This is a genomic window from Roseivivax halotolerans (assembly GCF_900115815.1).
GTDB classification, from domain to species: Bacteria; Pseudomonadota; Alphaproteobacteria; order Rhodobacterales; family Rhodobacteraceae; genus Roseivivax; species Roseivivax halotolerans.
In genome coordinates, this window is the sequence record NZ_FOXV01000001.1 from 400274 (window position 1) to 419361 (window position 19088).

Annotated in this window: 21 protein-coding genes; 11 read left to right on the plus strand and 10 right to left on the minus strand. The window is 61.8% G+C overall.

Features of this window, described 5'->3' with window-relative positions:
* The first annotated feature begins 14 nt into the window (after window positions 1–14).
* Together BM171_RS01985 and BM171_RS01990 are read left to right on the plus strand one after the other, a co-directional pair.
* A complete protein-coding gene (locus BM171_RS01985) occupies window positions 15–1241 on the plus strand; it encodes an argininosuccinate synthase (RefSeq protein ID WP_093009103.1) in 1227 nt (408 codons plus the stop codon).
* Window positions 1242–1245: 4 nt separating this feature from the next.
* A complete protein-coding gene (locus BM171_RS01990) occupies window positions 1246–1659 on the plus strand; it encodes a DUF1810 domain-containing protein (protein WP_093009104.1) in 414 nt (137 codons plus the stop codon).
* A gap of 240 nt (window positions 1660–1899) precedes the next feature.
* On the opposite strand, the gene BM171_RS01995 is transcribed toward BM171_RS01990, so the two are convergent.
* From BM171_RS01995 to BM171_RS02005, 3 genes are read right to left on the minus strand one after another with little or no spacing between them, the layout of a single operon-like run.
* Entirely contained in the window at window positions 1900–2514 is a 615-nt protein-coding gene (locus tag BM171_RS01995) for a MotE family protein (RefSeq protein WP_093009105.1), read from the minus strand.
* The gene (locus BM171_RS02000) at window positions 2511–2879 is read right to left on the minus strand and encodes a hypothetical protein (protein WP_093009106.1); all 369 of its coding nucleotides are present in this window, start codon (window positions 2877–2879) and stop codon (window positions 2511–2513) included. Before BM171_RS02000 ends, BM171_RS01995 begins: the two co-directional genes overlap by 4 nt.
* Before the next feature lie 9 nt (window positions 2880–2888).
* Window positions 2889–3419 carry a flagellar basal body-associated FliL family protein gene (locus BM171_RS02005; RefSeq protein ID WP_093009107.1) on the minus strand — a complete coding sequence of 177 codons (531 nt, stop codon included), beginning with the start codon at window positions 3417–3419 and terminating at the stop codon, window positions 2889–2891.
* A gap of 58 nt (window positions 3420–3477) precedes the next feature.
* Between BM171_RS02005 and fliF the strand changes: the two genes are divergently transcribed.
* The 5 genes from fliF to glpD all read left to right on the plus strand — a co-directional run bounded on the left by fliF (window position 3478) and on the right by glpD (window position 8607).
* Entirely contained in the window at window positions 3478–5154 is a 1677-nt protein-coding gene (gene fliF / locus BM171_RS02010) for a flagellar basal-body MS-ring/collar protein FliF (RefSeq protein ID WP_245760156.1), read from the plus strand.
* On the plus strand, window positions 5151–5762 hold the full coding sequence (locus BM171_RS02015; protein WP_139218657.1) for an ABC transporter ATP-binding protein: 612 nt from the start codon (window positions 5151–5153) through the stop codon (window positions 5760–5762). The genes fliF and BM171_RS02015 overlap by 4 nt, the downstream gene beginning before the upstream one ends.
* Window positions 5755–6066 (plus strand): FliM/FliN family flagellar motor switch protein, encoded by a 312-nt coding sequence (locus BM171_RS02020; protein ID WP_245760157.1) that lies wholly within the window; start codon window positions 5755–5757, stop codon window positions 6064–6066. The genes BM171_RS02015 and BM171_RS02020 overlap by 8 nt, the downstream gene beginning before the upstream one ends.
* An 89-nt stretch (window positions 6067–6155) precedes the next feature.
* Window positions 6156–6854, plus strand: coding sequence for a flagellar type III secretion system pore protein FliP (gene fliP / locus BM171_RS02025; RefSeq protein WP_245760165.1), 699 nt, complete (start codon window positions 6156–6158; stop codon window positions 6852–6854).
* Window positions 6855–7002: 148 nt separating this feature from the next.
* Complete coding sequence (gene glpD, locus BM171_RS02030) at window positions 7003–8607, plus strand: glycerol-3-phosphate dehydrogenase (RefSeq protein ID WP_093009111.1); 1605 nt, start codon at window positions 7003–7005, stop codon at window positions 8605–8607.
* 33 nt (window positions 8608–8640) lie between these two features.
* Here glpD and BM171_RS02035 read toward each other — a convergent pair whose 3' ends face one another.
* The 3 genes from BM171_RS02035 to BM171_RS02045 form a co-directional block, all read right to left on the minus strand.
* Entirely contained in the window at window positions 8641–10011 is a 1371-nt protein-coding gene (locus BM171_RS02035) for an aspartate aminotransferase family protein (protein WP_093009112.1), read from the minus strand.
* A 40-nt stretch (window positions 10012–10051) separates the two neighbouring features.
* Complete coding sequence (locus tag BM171_RS02040) at window positions 10052–11539, minus strand: NAD-dependent succinate-semialdehyde dehydrogenase (protein ID WP_093009113.1); 1488 nt, start codon at window positions 11537–11539, stop codon at window positions 10052–10054.
* 140 nt (window positions 11540–11679) lie between these two features.
* A complete protein-coding gene (locus tag BM171_RS02045) occupies window positions 11680–12156 on the minus strand; it encodes an Lrp/AsnC family transcriptional regulator (RefSeq protein ID WP_093009283.1) in 477 nt (158 codons plus the stop codon).
* 132 nt (window positions 12157–12288) lie between these two features.
* Between BM171_RS02045 and BM171_RS02050 the strand changes: the two genes are divergently transcribed.
* Complete coding sequence (locus tag BM171_RS02050; protein WP_093009114.1) at window positions 12289–13509, plus strand: MFS transporter; 1221 nt, start codon at window positions 12289–12291, stop codon at window positions 13507–13509.
* Here BM171_RS02050 and BM171_RS02055 read toward each other — a convergent pair.
* Complete coding sequence (locus BM171_RS02055; RefSeq protein WP_093009115.1) at window positions 13504–14097, minus strand: HD domain-containing protein; 594 nt, start codon at window positions 14095–14097, stop codon at window positions 13504–13506. The two genes, BM171_RS02050 and BM171_RS02055, sit on opposite strands and share 6 nt — an antisense overlap.
* Window positions 14098–14233: 136 nt before the next feature.
* On the opposite strand from BM171_RS02055, the gene ahcY reads away from it, so the two are divergent.
* The 3 genes from ahcY to BM171_RS02070 all read left to right on the plus strand — a co-directional run bounded on the left by ahcY (window position 14234) and on the right by BM171_RS02070 (window position 17031).
* The gene (ahcY, locus tag BM171_RS02060) at window positions 14234–15622 is read left to right on the plus strand and encodes an adenosylhomocysteinase (RefSeq protein ID WP_093009116.1); all 1389 of its coding nucleotides are present in this window, start codon (window positions 14234–14236) and stop codon (window positions 15620–15622) included.
* Between the two features lie 143 nt (window positions 15623–15765).
* On the plus strand, window positions 15766–16551 hold the full coding sequence (locus BM171_RS02065) for a PRC-barrel domain-containing protein (protein ID WP_093009117.1): 786 nt from the start codon (window positions 15766–15768) through the stop codon (window positions 16549–16551).
* A 138-nt stretch (window positions 16552–16689) separates the two neighbouring features.
* The gene (locus BM171_RS02070) at window positions 16690–17031 is read left to right on the plus strand and encodes a DUF2853 family protein (RefSeq protein ID WP_093009118.1); all 342 of its coding nucleotides are present in this window, start codon (window positions 16690–16692) and stop codon (window positions 17029–17031) included.
* Window positions 17032–17241: 210 nt separating this feature from the next.
* Here the strand turns inward: BM171_RS02070 and BM171_RS02075 are convergent, their stop codons facing one another.
* From BM171_RS02075 to tsaD, 3 genes are read right to left on the minus strand one after another with little or no spacing between them, the layout of a single operon-like run.
* Window positions 17242–17661, minus strand: coding sequence for an EVE domain-containing protein (locus BM171_RS02075; RefSeq protein WP_093009119.1), 420 nt, complete (start codon window positions 17659–17661; stop codon window positions 17242–17244).
* On the minus strand, window positions 17661–17930 hold the full coding sequence (locus BM171_RS02080) for a YciI family protein (protein WP_093009120.1): 270 nt from the start codon (window positions 17928–17930) through the stop codon (window positions 17661–17663). The genes BM171_RS02075 and BM171_RS02080 overlap by 1 nt, the downstream gene beginning before the upstream one ends.
* Window positions 17931–17948: 18 nt before the next feature.
* Window positions 17949–19031: a tRNA (adenosine(37)-N6)-threonylcarbamoyltransferase complex transferase subunit TsaD gene (gene tsaD / locus BM171_RS02085; protein WP_093009121.1), complete on the minus strand. Its 1083-nt coding sequence runs from the start codon at window positions 19029–19031 to the stop codon at window positions 17949–17951.
* Between the last annotated feature and the right edge of the window lie 57 nt (window positions 19032–19088).

The following is a 19088-nucleotide window of genomic DNA, read 5'->3' on the forward strand; positions in this document are numbered from 1 at the left end:
AGGAGGTCCTGCCCATGTCCGCGCCCAAGAAAGTCGTTCTGGCCTATTCCGGGGGTCTCGACACGTCGATTATCCTGAAATGGCTGCAGACCGAATATGGCTGCGAGGTCGTGACGTTCACGGCGGATCTCGGACAGGGCGAAGAGCTGGATCCGGCGCGCGAGAAGGCCGAGATGCTCGGCATCAAGCCCGAGAACATCTACATTGAGGACGTTCGCGAAGAGTTCGTTCGTGATTTCGTCTTTCCGATGTTCCGCGCCAACGCGCTCTACGAAGGGCTTTACCTCTTGGGAACGTCCATCGCGCGGCCGCTCATCTCCAAGCGGCTGGTCGAGATCGCTGCCGAGACCGGCGCGGATGCAGTGGCGCATGGCGCAACCGGGAAGGGCAATGACCAGGTGCGGTTCGAGCTTGCGGCCTACGCGCTCAATCCGGACATCAAGGTGATCGCGCCTTGGCGGCTTTGGGATCTGACGTCCCGCACGAAGCTTCTGGACTTCGCCGAGAAGAACCAGATCCCGATCGCGAAGGACAAGCGTGGCGAGGCCCCGTTCTCGGTCGATGCGAACCTTCTGCACACCTCCTCCGAGGGGAAGGTTCTCGAGGATCCCGCCGATGATGCACCCGATTATGTCTACCAGCGCACGGTGAACCCCGAAGATGCGCCGGATCAGCCCGAGTTCATCGAGATCACGTTCGAAAAGGGCGATCCGGTCGCGATCAACGGCGAGGCGATGTCGCCTGCGACGTTGCTGACCGCGCTCAACGAATATGGTCGGGTGCACGGTATCGGCCGTCTCGACCTGGTCGAGGGGCGGTTCGTCGGGATGAAGTCACGCGGCATCTACGAGACGCCCGGCGGAACGATCATGCTGGAGGCACATCGCGGGATCGAGCAGATCACGCTCGACCGCGGCGCGGCGCACCTCAAAGATGAACTCATGCCGCGTTACGCCGAGTTGATCTACAACGGTTTCTGGTTTTCGCCGGAGCGGGAGATGTTGCAGGCGGCGATTGATCGCAGCCAGGCGCATGTCACCGGCACCGTTCGCCTTAAGCTGTACAAGGGTCTCGCGCGCACGGTCGGACGCTGGTCCGAGCATTCGCTCTATTCAGAGGCACATGTAACCTTCGAAGACGATGCAGGGGCCTACGATCAAAAGGATGCCGCCGGCTTCATTCAGCTCAACGCACTGCGCCTGAAGCTTCTGGCCGCTCGGGATCGCCGCCTGAAGGGCTGACTTGATGGCGACGCTCGCTGAATTCCACGCGCGGCAGGAAGAGGATTGGCCGCGCGCGCGTGCAGAACTGGCCTCGGGACGCAAGACGTCGCACTGGATCTGGTGGATCGTACCGCAGCTTGCCTGTCTTGGCCGCTCGGATCGTGCGCGGCATTATGGTCTGCGCGATCTTGCCGAGGCTCAATCCTACTTGGATGATCCGGTCCTGCGCGGAAGGCTCGAAGAGGTGGCGCGGCTCGTGCTGGTTCAGGACGCGCCGCCAAATGAGATCTTTGGCAAAGTCGATGCGATGAAGCTTCGATCCTCAATGACATTATTCGAACGAGCGCAAGGGGCGCCAAAGATTTTCAGCGAGGTGCTGGATCGATGCTTCGCAGGTTCTCGCTGCGAGACAACATTGAAGGCTCTCGAAGACTGAAGGGTTGGGGGCCGCCCCATCCCGTATCAGGGGTTCCGCAAGACGGGACGGCCCGGCACGTTCGCCACGCGATTTGCACGAGAGCGCGACGAACGTGAACTCGTTCACTGCTCGATGGACGGGTCTGGCAAGTCCAGACGTGCCATACAATCTCAGCCACGAGCTTGAGCTTCTTGCAGTTTCGAGAATCTTCCAGATTCATGAGATTTTTTCTCAAATAATTGATAATATTCAATTTTCCTACTCAATTTCCTCAGTATCACTTGCCCGCGGTACATCCGAATGACGCGCAGCCAGAAGCGCCGAGATCGCGTAAGCCCGTTTCGGAGTGAGACCGGCCAAAACCGATGCGGCGATATCCGGTTTCATCCGGGCAAGGAAACCTGCCGCGAATTCAGGTGACATCTCTTCGAATAGGATGGCTGCATCTTTCGGCTTCATCCGGGAATACACCTCGGTCAGCTGTGCAACATCAGCCTCGGCTGCACCGCGCGCAAGGTCGAGCGTCGCGCGCAGACGTTCCTCCGCAGCAACAAGCTCGGCAAGCTTTTCGGCGATTTCGTCGTCGGCGATCTTAAGGGCTTTCTCGCGGACCAGGATCGCCTCCTCACGGGATTTCAGCCGCGCCTCGCGTGCCTGAAGCGCCTCGAGCAGCGTTGCAGGATTTTCCGGTGCCGCCTCTACGGACTCGGCAGATGCGTCCGAACTGGCAATATCAACGTCCGGCAGAGCCAGCACGACATCTGCACCGAGGCCGAGCCGAAGCACGGCCGACAGAACGAAGAACGCACCGATGAGGGTCAGCGTCCCGACCCGAGGAAAACCTGACCGACCGCGCAACACGAGGGCGCTCATCCCGCGTTCTCCTGCCGGGCGCGATGGGAGAATACCGGCGCGGCGATACCGGGCCCTTCGGGAGCGGATGTCGTATGTGGCTCTGGAAGATCATGCATCGATGCGACCAACAGCTCCAACCTGCGGGCGACATCCTCCGCCCGGCTCGTCAGGGCCGTCAGGGACTCGGTCGATGCACCGGCGGAGTTCTGTGCCGCGCCCAGCGTTTTCCGAAGGTCCTCGACCTGTGCGGACAATATGGCGACAGCACCGCCCATTCCGCCTTCGAGATCGTTGAACGCCCGCAATCGACGCGAAAGAACAACGCAATAAAGCGCAGCGCCCAAGGCACCCGCTGCGAGAAAGATATCCGACAGAAACTGCATCCCGCGCCCTCAGTTCAGCACAAATTCCAGAACCAGAAGATCGCGCATACGATCTTCACCCAAGACAAGCTGCAGCCGCCGCGTCAGTTGCCCGCGGATCAGAAACAGCCCGCCCGGCTCTTCTATATCCGCTGGCTCCAGCGCACGGAGATAGCCGTTCATCACATCGAGGATCCGCGGCTGCAGCTGCGCCACCTCGGCCTCTGACGCTGTGTTTGTCTCAATCGCGGCGGTAAAGCGAAGATGCCGCGCCGTCGCATCCGGGCCAAGAGAGACAACGAGCTGCGGCAACTCGACGAAACGCACATCCGACGTGCCATCCTCTTCGTACATCGGCGGAACCGCGCTTTCCGCATGTGTCTCATCTGATTGATGGCCAGCCTCCACGGCCTCGGGGCCAAGCATTCCCGAACTGACCGCGAAATAGCCCGCGCCCCCGCCTAAGAGGGCCAAAACCAGGCCGATGAGGAGCGGCTTTCGGCTTTTGCCGGACGCGGTTTCGGGACCCGACGCTTCTTCCGGTGCGCTTGCTTCACTCATCGTTGATCCTTTTCGACTCGCCGGACCAGATAATCGCGAAGGAGCTAACCGGCTGTTAATGCGAACGAGCCAAAACTGTCTTCCGAGCAAAGAAGTTGTTCGGCAGGTGGAGGCCGCATTGGCGCAGATATTGGCATTGTGGAGCGGGCTATCGGCTCAAAGGCGAATCGTGGTCGTGGCATCAGCGGCCGCGATGTTCGTCGCTGTTCTGATCCTTGGACGCATGGCCTCGCGGCCAGATATGGTCTTGCTTTACGCGGGCTTGGAACCTCAGGCCGCCGGTGACGTTATCGCGGCGATCGAGGCGCAAGGTATGCCCTACGAGGTGCGCGGTGGCGCAATCCTCGTACCCCGTGCCGAGCGCGACGCCCTGCGCCTGACGCTGGCCGGCGAGGGGCTGCCCGCCAACGGTGCACAGGGCTACGAGCTTCTCGATTCGCTCACGGGGTTCGGAACGACGTCACAGATGTTCGACGCTGCCTACTGGCGCGCGAAAGAGGGGGAACTTGCCCGGACGATTGCGGCGAACCCACTTGTTGCGGCGACGCGTGTCCATATTGCGAATGCGTCAGCGAACCCGTTCCAACGCCGCGTAAATGCGTCGGCCTCGGTGTCCGTCACCGGGACGTCAGGCCCCCTTCCCCCAGAGCAGGCGCGCGCCATCCGATACCTCGTCGCCTCCGCGGTGCCGGGACTCTCTCCGGAAGATGTTGCGGTGATCGACAGCCAGGTTGGGCTTTTGAATGGCGAAGCGGGCGACATGGTGGCGTCTGCCGAGGACCGCGCGGATGCGTTGCGAGAGCGGGTTCAGCGGATCGTCGATGCTCGGGTGGGGCCGGGAAATGCTGTCGTCGCGATCAGTGTCGATACGATCACCGAAAGCGAATCGATCCGCGAACGCCGCATCGACCCAGATGGCCGCGCAATCATCTCCTCGGACACCGAGGAGCGTGAAGGCCAGTCCAAGGATGGGCCAGGCAATGGCGTCACGGTCGCGTCCAACCTTCCCGACGGCGACGGCACAGGGGGAGAGGGGTCCAGCAGCCAGGAAAGCTCGACCCGGGAACGGGTCAATTACGAGGTCTCGGAAACCTTGCGGGAAGTGACCCGGACGCCGGGCGCGATCCGGCGTCTGACCGTGGCGGTGCTGGTTAACGGCACGATAGAGACGGGTGCGGAGGGCGATGTCTTCACACCTATGCCGGATAGCGAGCAGGAAGCACTTCGCGCGCTGGTGGCATCGGCGGTCGGCTACGACGAAGCGAGAGGCGACGAGATTACCATCCGCTCCCTACCCTTCGACGCGCCCGAAGGGCTTGGCACCGAGGCGACAGCGCCGGGATGGATATCTCCGATACCTCTCGATCTGACACGGATCCTTCAAATGGCGGTCGTGGCGCTTGTTGCGCTGGTGCTGGGCCTTTTCGTGGTTCGTCCGATCCTCAAAGGCGCACAGGTCGCAGCCGCTCTGCCCGCACCAGACAGCAGCCCGCCCACACCAGCATCGCTTTTGGCAGAGGCCGAACCACTGGTTCCGGTGGATGGCGAAATCGATATGGGCGACGGTTTCCAGCCCATGAGCGGCTCCGGCCTCGGAGCGAAGGGCTTTGCCGGTCTCGAGGATCTCAGCCGGGAAGACCCGGTCGACCGGCTTCGCGGCATGATCGAGGACCGCAAGGAAGAAGCGGTCGAAATCCTGCGAAGCTGGCTCGATGAGCCGGAGGAACATGCATGATGCCTGATTTAAGCGCCTTCTTCCCGGATTTTGCTAGCCCGGCCCCTGGTCTGGCGGACACCACGACACCGCGATTACCGCCCGATGAGTTGGAGAAACGCGATCTTGCCAATTTCGACCAGGGGTATCGGTCGGGATGGGATGACGCGGTTCGCACGATGGAAGAAGAGAACACGCGTATCAAAAGCGATTTCGCACAGAATTTGCAGGATCTGTCGTTCACCTATCACGAAGCCTACAGCCATATCCTGGCCGCGATGACGCCCCTCCTCGACGAGATTGTGGGCGCGATCCTTCCTGCAGCTTTGCAAGGAACGCTCGGCGCGCACGTCGCCGCACGGATGGGCGAAGTCGCAGCGGAGATCGGCAATCTCAACGTTCGCGTCGCTGTCAGTCCGACCGAGTTAAGCCTCGTGGAGCCGCTCGCGGACAATATCACCGATTTTCCGGTCGAGGTTGTCGCCGACGGATCGCTTGCTGCCGGACAAGCCGACATTCGCTTTTCGGAAACCGTCGAAGAACGGCTCGATCTCAGCGAAATCGCAGAAGAGATCCGGACAGCCATCGCCGGTTTCTGCTCTGACACACGGAGGGCCGTGAATGGCTGAAGCTCAAAACCCCGGTGGCGAGGATCCTCAAAGCCCAGCATCGTCGCGTATGACATCCTTCACGCAGGTTCCGATCGAAGTGACTGTCGCCGTCGGCAGGGCAAGCCCGTCCATCCAGGAATTATTGGGGCTCGACGTCGGCTCCATCCTGACGCTCGACAAAGCTCTCGACGACCCGGTGGAGCTCTTCATCGGTGATCGGTCGATCGGCTTCGGTCTGCTCGAAGTCAGCGAGGAGAGCGGCGATCCGCGCTTGTCGGTCCGTCTGACCGAGATCGCAGATCTGGGAACGTCTGCGCCATGACAAAGGCAAGTCAGAAAGCAGCCGGGAAAAGGAGTGCTGCCGGTTACGGAGTGACCGCATGTCTCCCCGGACTTTCCGTGGTCCTTGGGATGCTCTTCCTTCTGCCGAGCCCCGCTGCCGCGCAAGGGATCGCGATAGATCTTGGCGAGGGAGGCTCGCTTACGGCCACAAGCCTCCAGCTGATCGCCTTGATCACGCTACTCAGCCTCGCGCCCGGAATCGCGATCATGATCACCTGTTTTCCGTTTCTCGTGACTGTCTTCGCGATCCTGCGCCAGGCGATCGGCTTGCAACAATCGCCGCCGAACATGCTTCTGGTCAGCCTGGCGCTCTTTCTGACTTATTTCGTCATGGAGCCGGTCTTCACACACGCGTACGGCGCCGGGATTGCTCCGTTTCTTGACGAAGAACTGGAGATCGGGCCCGCACTCGACGCCGCACTCGGGCCATTCCGCACCTTTATGTCCGCCCGCGTCGACCCGGAAACGTTTCGCGCCATGGCTGACCTGCGCCCCGATACGTCCGGCACGGAGCTGGCCGAGACGGCACCGCTATCCGTGCTGATCCCGAGCTTCATGCTGTCCGAGATCGCGCGCGCCTTCCAGATCGGCTTCCTGATCTTCATGCCGTTCCTGATCATCGATCTCGTCGTCGCCGCGATCCTGATGTCGATGGGCATGATGATGGTGCCGCCGGCAATCGTGTCGCTTCCGTTCAAACTCGCCTTCTTCGTCGTGGCCGATGGCTGGGCCCTTCTATCGGGCAGCCTTGTTCGATCCTATTTCTAGAGCCGGGCACAGCGGCGGATGATCGATTTTTGGTCGCGTCCCGGCAAGCACATGCCCACCGAGCGGAACGCTCCCGGTTTGCCCCTAGGATTCCGGCCCTAGGTTTCCTACCACCTAGAAAGCAACAAGGTCAGACCGGGGGATACCCATGGACGATCGAAGCGACGCGGCGGCGGATTACGACCTGTTTGTCATCGGCGGAGGGATCAACGGCTGCGGCATAGCGCGGGATGCGGCCGGGCGCGGCCTCTCGGTCGCACTGGCCGAGATGAACGATCTGGCCTCGGCAACGTCGTCGGCCTCGACCAAGCTTTTTCATGGCGGCTTGCGCTATCTCGAATACTTCGAGGTTCGTCTTGTGCGGGAGAGCCTGATCGAGCGTGAGACCCTGCTCAAGGCCATGCCGCATATCTCCTGGCCCATGCGCTTCGTCTTGCCGTTCCACCGCGACATGCGCTTCGACAATTCGACCCCGACGTCGCGGCTGCTAAACACCGTGATGCCCTGGATGAAGGGCCGGCGTCCAGGCTGGCTCATCCGGCTCGGCCTTCTGATGTACGACAATCTTGGCGGACGAGAGATCCTTCCCGGCACGAAAACGATCGACCTCGACCGCTCGATCGAGGGCAAGCCGCTCAAGGATCGTTTCAGCCACGCTTATGAATATTCAGATGCCTGGGTCCAGGATTCGCGCCTTGTCGTCCTGAACGCGCGCGATGCGCAGGCGCGAGGGGCCGATATTCTGACGCGGACCAAGGTTACGGAAGCCGAACGTATCGGCGATCACTGGCAGATCAAGGTCATGAACCAGCGCTCCGGCTCGGAGCGGACGATCCGTGCGAAGATGCTCGTCAATGCCGGCGGCCCTTGGGTCGGCGATGTGATCCGCACGAAGGTGCGCTCCAACTCGACCGATGGTGTCCGGCTCGTGCGCGGGAGCCATATCGTCACGCACAAGCTCTACGATCATGAGAAATGCTACTTCTTCCAAGGCCGTGACGGCCGGATCATCTTCGCGATTCCCTATGAGCAGGACTTCACGCTGATCGGCACGACGGACAGCGAACAGGACGATCCCGACAAGAAGCCGGAATGCACCGAGGAAGAGATGGATTATCTCTGCAACTTCGCCTCGGAATATTTCGAGAAGCCGGTGACGCGCGACGATATCGTCTGGACCTATTCGGGCGTGCGCCCGCTTTACGACGACGGCGCGAAGAGCGCGACGGCTGCCACGCGGGATTACACGCTCAAGATCGATGAGGCCGGCGGCGCGCCGCTGCTCAACATCTTCGGTGGCAAGATCACCACCTATCGGCGGCTCGCCGAACATGCGCTCGAGAAGATCGTGCCGTACTTTCCGCAGGCGACAAGCGCCTGGACGGCGGGTGCAACGCTGCCCGGCGGGGATTTCAAAGTCGTGGAGACACGCGGCCGGATCGACCAGCTCGAGACGGATTACCCCTTCCTCGGGCCAAAATGGGCGGAGCGAATGATCCGCCATTACGGCAACGAGGCCTGGGCGATCCTGGGTGACGCAAAGTCCGAGGAAGATCTCGGCGCATCCTTCGGCGCAACGCTTACCGAAGCCGAAGTCCTCTGGCTCATCGAAAAGGAATATGCCGAGACTGCCGAAGACGTCATCTGGCGACGCACCAAGCTCGGTTTGAAACTCGACGAGCCGCAAGTCGATCAGATCGAGAGTTTCATGCGCGATGCCCAGATCGCGCTAAAGGAAAAGGCGGCGGAATAAATCCGCCGCCTCTTTGACTTTTGACTTCAGGTTTTAGCCGAGCACCTTCGCGACAGCCTTAGCCGACTTCCCGGCGATCTCGTCCGCCTCCGCTTCGGTCAGGCAGAAGGGCGGCGCGTAGCCGATGATATCGCCCTGCGGCATCGCGCGGGCGATGATGCCCTCTTCCAGAAGCGCCGCCGCGATGGACGGGCCAACCTTGCGGCTCGCATCGAAGAATGTCCGGCTGTCCTTGTCCTCAACGAATTCCACCGCGCAGAGCATCCCCTCGCCGCGCACTTCGCCGACATTCGCGTGCTCGCCGACCGCGTCGCGCATCACCTTGTTAAAGTATGCACCGTTACGGCCCGCATTCGTCACGAGATCCAGCTCGTCGATCAGCTTGAGGTTGGCGACACCGGCCGCGGCCCCGATCGGGTGGGCGGAATAAGTCCAGCCATGCCCGATGGGCCCGTTCTCGTCGGTCCCCTGCTCAAGCACTTTCCACATCTTGTCAGAAACGATGGAGCCCGACAGCGGCGCATAGGCAGAGGTCAGACCCTTCGCGATGGTGATGAGGTCGGGCTTCAGATCATAATGCATCGAGCCGAACATGCTACCGAGCCGCCCGAAGCCGGTCACGACCTCGTCCGCGATCAGGAGGATATCGTGCTTCGCCAGAACCTCTTGAATCGCTTCCCAGTAGCCTGCCGGCGGCGGCACGATGCCCCCGGTGCCAAGCACGGGTTCACCGATGAACGCCGCGATCGTGTCCGCGCCCTCGCGCTCGATCAGCGCCTCGAGTTCTGAGACGCAATGCGCGGTGAACTGCTCTTCGCTCATCGCAAGATCGGGGCGGCGGTAATAGTAAGGCGCCTCGGTATGGATCACCTGCGCGAGCGGCAAATCGAACTTCTTGTGGAAAAGCTCGAGTCCCGTCAGCGAGCCGGTCATCAGGCCAGAGCCGTGATACCCGCGCCAGCGCGAGATGATCTTCTTCTTCTCGGGGCGGCCGAGGATGTTGTTGTAGTACCAGACGAGCTTGATGTTGGTCTCGTTCGCATCCGATCCCGACAGGCCGAAATAGACCTTGGACATATGGTCGGGCGCGCGGTCGAGGATCATCTTCGACAGCGTGATCGACGCCTCGGTGCCGTGCCCGACATAGGCATGGTAATAGGCCAGTTCCTTCGCCTGCTCGGCAATGGCGTCGGCGATGTCCTGACGGCCATAGCCCACGTTCACGCAGTACAGCCCCGCAAAGGCATCGAGAAGGCGATGACCTTCGCGATCCTCGATATGGCAGCCCTGACCGCCGGTAATGACGCGGTGGGGGGCGTTGCCGCGGGCGAACTCGGCCAGATGGGTGGAGGGATGGAAGAAATTCTCCCGGTCCCACTGCTCGAGCATGTCGTTCTTCAGCATCGGATACTCATCCTTTCTTGCACTTGGCTCCGCTTGGGTCTCACGCCCAATCGCGACAGACGTATTTGATCTCGGTGAAAGCTTCCAAGCCCTGTCTTGCCCCTTCGCGGCCGAGACCGGACTGTTTCATGCCGCCAAAGGGAATGGGCGCGCCCGTGACCTTCGTGCGGTTCACCGCGACCATGCCGAACTGGAGTTTTCTGCTGACCCGGTAAATCCGGCGCGGATCCTGGCTGTGAACGTACGCGACCAGCCCGTATTCGGTGTCATTGGCGCGCGCGACGACTTCTTCCTCGGTATCAAACGGCAAGAGCGCCGCGACGGGGCCGAAAGTCTCTTCACTGAGAATATCGGCATCAGCGGGCACGTCGGACAGAACTGTAGGCTCGTAGAAGAGAGGTCCCAGATCATCGAGCCGCTTGCCGCCACATTTCAGCACTGCACCCTTTGCGAGCGCGTCCGAAACATGTGCCTCCTGCTTCTCGACGGCCTTTTCGTTCATCAAGGGGCCGATATCGGCATCGTCGAGACCCTTGGCGACGCGCAACGCCTGCGTTGCTTCAGTGAATTTCTCCACGAAGGCATCATAGATCGGCCGCTCCACAAAGATGCGGTTGGCGCCGAGGCAATCCTGACCGGAGGTCGCGAATTTCGCCTTGATCGTCTCTGTAACGGCTTGTTCGAGATTTGCGCCCTTGAAGACGATGACGGGCGCATGGCCGCCAAGCTCCATGATGAGCGACTTCACTGTGCCGGAGCACTGCTTGTAGAGAAGGCGACCGATCTCGGTCGAGCCGGTGAAAGACAGAACACGGACGCGCGGATCCTGCGTCCATGGCTCGACGATGGTCGGCGCTTCGCCGGTGACGACGTTGAAGACACCCGCCGGGAAGCCCGCGCGTTCGGCAAGCTCTGCAAGCGCCAGCGCGGAGAACGGCGTCTCCTTCGACGGATGCGCGACAACCGTGCAGCCCGCGGCGAGAGCAGCCGCCGCCTTGCGCGTCAGCATGGCGGAGGGGAAGTTCCACGGCGTGATGAGCGCGGCGACCCCCATCGGCTCGCGCCAGAGCTCGACCTCGGCGTCGGGCAGATGGGAGGTCACACCCTCGATGTTTGGGCGGCGGGTTTCCTCGGCGTAGAATTCCACGAAGTCTGCCGCATAGGCGATCTCGCCCAGCGCCTCGGAATAGGGCTTGCCCTGCTCGAGCGTCATAAGAAGCGCCAGATCTTCCTGGTGCTCCATCATCAGCTCGTACCAGCGACGCAGCAGGCGCGCACGTTCCTGCGGCAGTGTGTCAGCCCAGATGTCGAAGGCGGCGTGGGCCGCATCGACCGCGCCTTTTGCCTCCTTGCCCGATAGCGACGCGACCTCGCCCAGCCACTCGCCATCGGCCGGATTGGTGACGGCGATGGCCTCGCCTGAATCGGCGCTGCGCCATTTGCCGTCCACATAGGAAAAATTACGGACGAGCCGCGCATCCTTGAGCGCGGTGAGCGGCGATTTCGGAATGGTGCGGTGCACGGTCATCGGGACCTCCTGAGCGGAAACTCTGTGATACCCGAGACATATCCTCCCACGTCCAGAGGAGGGGACCAAAGTTGACGCAGCTTGCAGGAGGTTCTGCTGGCAGAGCGCCGAACGGCAGAGGATTCCTCTGCCAGCGCCTGTCAGCCGTCTCCGAGAAGACCGAACGGCAGACCGTATGTGGCCTTGATCGGCTTCGTCACGATGTACGTGTAATAGCGCGCGAGCCCGACCCGATCGGCGAGCATCCGGTCGATGAGCCGCTGATAGCTGTCGATATCTCGGGTCACGACCTGGATAAGATAGTCGAACCCGCCGCCGAGCGCCCAGGCCCAGGTGATCTCTTCATAGGATTGAAGCGCTTCCTCGAAGATGCGGAAATCGTCTACCCGGTGACCGGCAAGCTCGCAGGCGACGAAGACGGTCACGTGCGGACCGAAGGCCTTGTACGCGATCCGGGTGCCATAGCCTTCGATGACACCGGCCTTCTCGAGCTTCTTGAGACGTTCCCATGCAGGCGTGGGCGAAAGACCGACACGCTCTGCAAGTTCGGTCTTGGTAATCCGGCCTTCCGCCGAAAGAACACGCAGGATTTCTATGTCGCGGGCATCAAGGCGGATCATGGATCGTATTGTTTCAAGCAGCCTGAAGGGTAGCGGTATGTCACAGGAAGATGGCCCGGCGGGCAGGGAAAGAAAAGCGGTACAATTATACACTGTTGCGATGAAAGGCGCTGGGATATTCCTCGCTCCATGAGCGGACATGCGGATCTCGACTCCCGGCGCAGCTGGACACGCCTCCTTGTGACGCTTGTCGCGGCGGTCACGGGCAATGTCGGCATGTGGGCGGTAATTTCGGCCCTTCCGGGCATCGCCGCGGATTTCGAGGCGAGCCGCGCGATGGCCTCCCTGCCCTATGCTGCGACCATGCTCGGCTTCGGCGCGGGGAACTTCCTGATCGGCCGCTTGGTGGACCGGCACGGCATGGCGCGCGTGCTGGCCGTTGTCGGCGTGGGGCTGGGCCTCGCCTATTTCGCGGCGGCCCAAAGCCCGAGCGTCATGGTGCTGAGCCTCTGGCAACTCGTCATCGGCTTCGGCACCGGCGCCTGTTTCGCGCCGCTCATCGCCGATATCTCGCAATGGTTCCTGAAGCAACGCGGGCTTGCCGTCGCGATTGCGGCATCGGGAAACTACCTGGCTGGCGCTGTCTGGCCCGTCGCGCTCGACTGGGTCGGCGGCGGCGCGGGGTGGCGGTGGGATTATTCCGCACTGGCGCTCGTCTCGGTCGTCATTCTCGTTCCGATCAGTTTCGCACTACGCACCCGCGTCGATGCGGGCGCGATCGCAGTCTCCGAGGCGCAGGCGGCGGCGCGCGCCGGACAGACCGGCCTTTCGCCTCGTCAGCTGCAATGGGCGCTGGGCATTGCCGGGATCGGCTGCTGTGTGGCGATGGCAATGCCGCAGGTTCACATCGTGGCGCTCTGCGTCGACATGGGGTTCGGCGCTGCGGTGGGACGCGAAATGCTGTCGCTCATGCTTCTGGGCGGCGTTGCCTCGCGCGTGCTTTCTGGCGTGATAGCCGACCGTATCGGAGGGGTGCGGACGCTCCTCCTGGGATCGGTCCTGCAATGCATCGCGCTTGTTCTCTACCTGCCTGCAGGCGGGCTGGTCTCGCTTTACGCTGTCAGCCTCATCTTCGGACTGTCGCAAGGCGGTATCGTGCCGAGCTATGCGGTGATCGTCCGGGAATACCTGCCCGCGCGCGAGGCAGGCAGCCGCACCGGCTTTGTGATCCTGATGACGCTGATCGGCATGGCCTTCGGCGGTTGGCTGTCCGGTTGGATCTACGACCAGACCGGATCCTACGCGCTCGCATTCTGGAACGGGATCGCCTGGAACGCGATGAACATCGCGATCATCGGCACGCTGTTCCTCCGCACGCGCGCTCGGGGGCGCGCAGTTCCCGTTCTATAGCTGGCCCAGCAATTCTGCGTGGCGGCGCGTGAATTCTTCACGCACCTCCACCGGGGGACGCGGCCCGATCGTCAGTCCCTCGCGGATTTCGGCTGACGGATGACCGAAGAAACGATCGGCCTCGTCTTTCGAAAAGCCCGCGATCTCGGTCGCCTCCATCCAGGCCGAGACGGTGTCCGCCTTCTTGATCTGTCGCTTCAGCGTCTTCGCCGTCAACGCGGGCAGACCGAAGCGAATGTGGATCGCCGCTGAAAGCCTGTCATCGAGTTTGCCGTATTCAGGTCCGACCGCGGCTTTCACGGGCGAGATCATGTCCCCGATCACGTATTCGGGCGCATCGTGCAAAAGCGCGGTCAGTCGATCCGCCGCGCTCGCCCTTGGGCAAAGCCGGGAGAACAAGGTCTCCACGAGAAGCGAATGCTCGGCAACCGAATAGGGCCAATCACCACGCGTTTGCCCGTTCCAGCGCGCAACGAAGGCAAGACCGTGGGCAATGTCCTCGATCTCGATATCGACTGGCGTCGGATCGAGGAGGTCGAGCCTGCGCCCCGAGAGCATCCGTTGCCACGCGCGCGGCTGCTTGGCCATGTCCGTGCATCCGTTTCGTTCAAATCCGTCGCGCTTTCCGATGGCATATGGTCCCGGCCCGCGCAATGCGCGTTGCCGGTTAGCCACCGTGATGCTAACCGAAGCGCAAATATCGGATTGCCGAACGGAGGGCCCCATGGCCAAGGATTACATCGTCAAGGACATCTCGCTTGCCGCTTACGGGCGCAAGGAGCTGGATATCGCGGAGACGGAAATGCCGGGCCTTATGGCCTGCCGCGAGGAATTCGGCGCCGAGCAGCCGCTCAAAGGCGCGCGGATCGTGGGCTCGCTGCACATGACGATCCAGACCGCCGTCCTGATCGAGACGCTGACCGCGCTCGGCGCGGATGTGCGCTGGGCGTCCTGCAACATCTTCTCCACCCAGGATCACGCCGCGGCGGCCATTGCCGAAGGCGGCACGCCCGTCTTCGCGATCAAGGGCCAGACGCTGGAAGAGCATTGGGATTATCTCGACAAGTCCTTCCAGTTCGAGGACGGGCCGAACATGATCCTCGACGATGGCGGCGATGCGACGCTCTATGTTCTTCTGGGCGCACGTGCCGAGGCGGGCGAGGAGATCATCCCCGTCCCCGCTTCCGAGGAAGAAGAGGTCGTCAAGGCGCAGATCAAGAAGCGCATGGAAGAAAGCCCCGGCTGGTTCACCAAGGTGAAGGCGCAGATCAAGGGCGTGTCCGAAGAGACGACGACCGGTGTGAACCGCCTTTATCAGCTGATGCGGGAGGATGGCCTGCCCTTCCCCGCGATCAACGTCAATGACAGCGTGACCAAGTCGAAATTCGACAACAAGTACGGCTGCAAGGAAAGCCTCGTCGACGGCATCCGGCGCGCCACAGACACGATGATGGCCGGCAAGGTCGCGGTCGTCTGCGGCTATGGCGACGTGGGCAAGGGCTCGGCCGCCTCCCTGCGCGGCGCGGGCGCGCGCGTGAAGGTGACGGAGGTCGATCCGATCTGCGCGCTGCAGGCGGCGATGGACGGGTTCGAGGTCGTGCTGCTCGAGGATGTCGTGGACAGTGCCGACATCTTCATCACCACGACCGGCAACAAGGACGTTATCCGCATCGAGCATATGCGCGAGATGAAGGACATGGCGATCGTCGGAAATATCGGCCACTTCGACAACGAGATCCAGGTTGCCAGCCTGAAGAACCACAAATGGACCAACATCAAGGACCAGGTGGACATGATCGAGATGCCCTCGGGCAGCCGCATCATCCTTCTGTCCGAAGGACGCCTTCTGAACCTTGGCAATGCCACGGGCCATCCGTCCTTCGTGATGTCCGCCTCCTTCACCAACCAGGTGCTGGCGCAGATCGAGCTTTGGAAGAACGGCGATCAGTACGAGAACAAGGTCTACATCCTGCCCAAGCATCTCGACGAAAAGGTCGCGCGTCTGCATCTCGACCGGATCGGCGTGAAGCTGACCAAGCTGGATAACGACCAGGCCGCCTATATCGGCGTGACCCCGGAAGGCCCCTTCAAGCCCGAGCATTACCGGTACTGACGTAAGGGTTAAGCGGGAACCTGCCTCCTCATAGGCGGCGCGCCGCGCAATCTTGCGAGTCACACGCTGCCCCGCCCGAAACCCGGGACGGGGCAGCGTGGTTCTTTGGGCATAGCAACCGTGACCAAGGAGGCACGAAAGCAATGACCCTGAAGCATCTCATGATGAGCGCGGCAACCGCCGCATTGTTCGCCGGTGGCGCAGCCTACGCACAGGACGACACCTCGCAAACCGAGGACGGCGCGCAAACCGAACAGATGGAAGATTCCGGCTCGATGGAGAGCGGCTCGTCCGAAAGCGGCATGTCGGAAAGCGGCGATGCAGCGACTTCTGGCGATACCGAAATGTCTGACGGCACTGCCGACAGCGAGATGACGGCTGAAGAGGATATGCAGCCGCAGACGCTGGAAGAGATGACCGTCGGCGAAGTGATCGGTCTGCCGGTACAAAGCACCGAGGGCGATGGCATTGGTGAAATCGACTATCTCATCGAAGGTACGGATGGCATCGAGGCCGTGATCGGCATCGGCGGCTTCCTCGGCCTTGGCGAATACACGGTCGCGCTGCCGCTCGACACTTTCGAATTCAACGCCGAAGAGCAGGTGCTCACGCTCGCCGCAACGGCAGACGAACTGAAGGAGCGCCCTGAATTCGATGAAAGCGGTGTCGAGGGCCTGCCCGATGACATGCTGCTGTCCGAGGTCATGGAAAGCGACATGACCGGCGAAGAGAGCAACATGGGCGCTGACACCGGTGCGTCGCAAGCTGGCGATGCTGCGGATTCCGGCAGCACCGGTTCGGACAGCATGAGCGGGGGCTCTGCTGACGGAACGGAAATGGAAGACGGCGCTTCGTCCGAGACCGAAACCGGTGGCATGGACACCGAGATGGACTCAGAAACCGAAGGTGAAGACACTCAGAACAACTAAGTTCTTGGATCAGTCTTCCAGATTGCGCCCCGTGGTTCGCCACGGGGCGTTTTTTCTTGAGAATTGTTTACGGGCCCGCATACCCTTTTCGCGGGGCGCTCCTAGACGTCCCGAACGGGAACAAGTTGGGACAGAAAAATGGGTAAACGCGACGAGTTGATCGCCAAATACGCCGATGACCTCAGGAACAAGTGCGGCATGCAGCCTGACATGGATCTTCTCAGGAAGGTCACGATCGGCTGCGGACCGGCGATCTACAACGACGATGCCTCGACGGTGGCCGGGTCGGATCCTGAAGAGCTGGAGACCATCAAGCGAAACTTCTTGATGAAGAAACTTGGGTTGCCTGATGACGGTGACCTGATGCCCGCGATAAACTCGGTAATCGAGACCTATGGCCGCTCGGAGCGGAACAAGTACCGCGCGGTCGTTTACTACATGCTGACCAAGCATTTCGGAAAAGAGGCCAAGTACGCCTGATCGTCCGAAACCCTACGGTCGCCCGCGATCATTTCTGGTCGCGGGTCACACTAGGTCCATAGCTTTTGAAGTATTTGGCTTTTGTCGCAAAGGCCCAGTTCTGCTATCTCTTCGGCTCGAAATGACCAGAACGGTCCGTCCGATCTTCCGTAAGCGTGTGGGAGCGCCGAGGGTGAGGCCGGATCCGATGGTCTGCGTCGGATCCGGCGATTACTCGGAATAGCCAGCCATCTCGCAAATACGCTCGAACTCCTCTGCGCGGACCGGCTGAACCGACAGGCGGGAATTCTTCAACAGCACCATATCCGACAGACCCTCTTCGGCCTTGATTGTGTCCAGGGTTATCGCTCTCGGCAGAGGTGCGACCGCCTTGATGTCCACGCATTCCCATCGCGCATCGTCGGTCGTGGAATCATGGTGAGCCTCGGCGATGACCTCGACGATTCCGACAACCGCTTTTTCTTTCTGCGAATGATAGAAGAAGCCCCGATCACCGACCGCCATCTCGCGCATGAAATTGCGCGCCTGATAATTTCGAACGCCGTCCCACTCCTCGCCGGGATCACCTTTCGCGACCTGATCGTCCCAGGACCATGTCGAGGGTTCGGATTTGAAGAGCCAATAGCGCATCACCCGATCACCTTCTTCCACTCTATGAGTTCGACCGAGCCGAAGAGCCCCGCCTTGGCATAGGGATCCTGCTCCGCCCAGCGCTCGGCAGCCTGAAGATCGTCCACGTCCAGAATGACAAGCGACCCGGCCATCTCACCGTCGACGATAAGCGGGCCCGCTTGAGCGACAACGCCCGTATCCTCGATATAGGCCAGATGCGCCTCACGGTTCGCTTTGCGGATCTCGAGCGCGCCGGGCTTGTCGCGGGCGATCAGGGCGATGAGCATGTCTGTCTCCTTGTTGTGTTACGCTTTCGCGCCTTTCCTGCCCCCGCCAACGAGCGGCGCCGCCGTACTGTCGAGCGGCCAGCGAGGACGCGCGGCAAGGCCCATGTCATCGCATGCGCCCTGGGCGAAAAGTTCGCCTCCGGCATAAGCGATCATGGCAGCATTGTCGGTACAGAGCGACAGGGGCGGCGCGGTAAAACGGATATCCTTGGATGCACAAAGTGTCTCCAGCTCTGTACGGATCGCGGTGTTTGCAGCCACGCCGCCGGCAATCGCGAATGCGGGCAGTTCCGGTTCCTCCTCAGCGTAGAGCGCAAGCGCTCGCCGCGTCTTTTCAGTCAGAACGTCGCGGATCGCGGCCTGGAATCCCGCGCATAGATCGGCGCGATCAGTCTCGGTCAGCCCGCCCTGCCGGTCTACGAGCTTGTCGCGCTCTCGCAAGAGCGCCGTCTTCAACCCCGAAAAGCTGAGATCGCAGCCAGGACGGTCCAAAAGGGGCCTCGGAAAGGAAAAGCGCGACGGATCGCCGGATCGTGCCGCTGCCTCGACCGACGGGCCACCCGGCTGGGGCAAGCCGAGAAGACGCGCCGTCTTGTCAAAGGCTTCGCCCGGCGCATCGTCGATCGTGCCGCCGAGACGGCGGAACTCTCCGGGGCCGCGCGCGATAAGGTATTGGCAATGTCCCCCGGAGATCAGCAGCATCAGGTAAGGATACGGCAGACCGTCGGTGAGCCGGGCTGTCAGGGCATGGCCCGCAAGATGGTTCACACCGATCAGCGGTTTTCGCGCCCCGGCGGCAATGCCTTTCGCGCACATCACGCCCGAAAGCACTCCGCCGATTAGACCGGGGCCAGCGGTGACCGCGACGGCATCGATATCCGCCAGTTTCACCTGTGCCTCCCTCAAGGCTGCCTGAACGGCCAGATCGAGCTTCTCCGCATGGGCGCGCGCCGCGATTTCCGGAACGACGCCGCCGAACGTCGCGTGCAGCTCTGCCTGGCCCATCACCACGTTCGACAAGACCTCGCGCCCGCGCACGAGTGCGGCGGCGGTATCGTCGCAACTGCTTTCGAGCCCGAGGATGAGCGGCGGACGGGCCATGACGTCTCCATTGCGAAACTGCGCTTGGCGGGGTAGCACCAAACAAGGCCGAGCGAC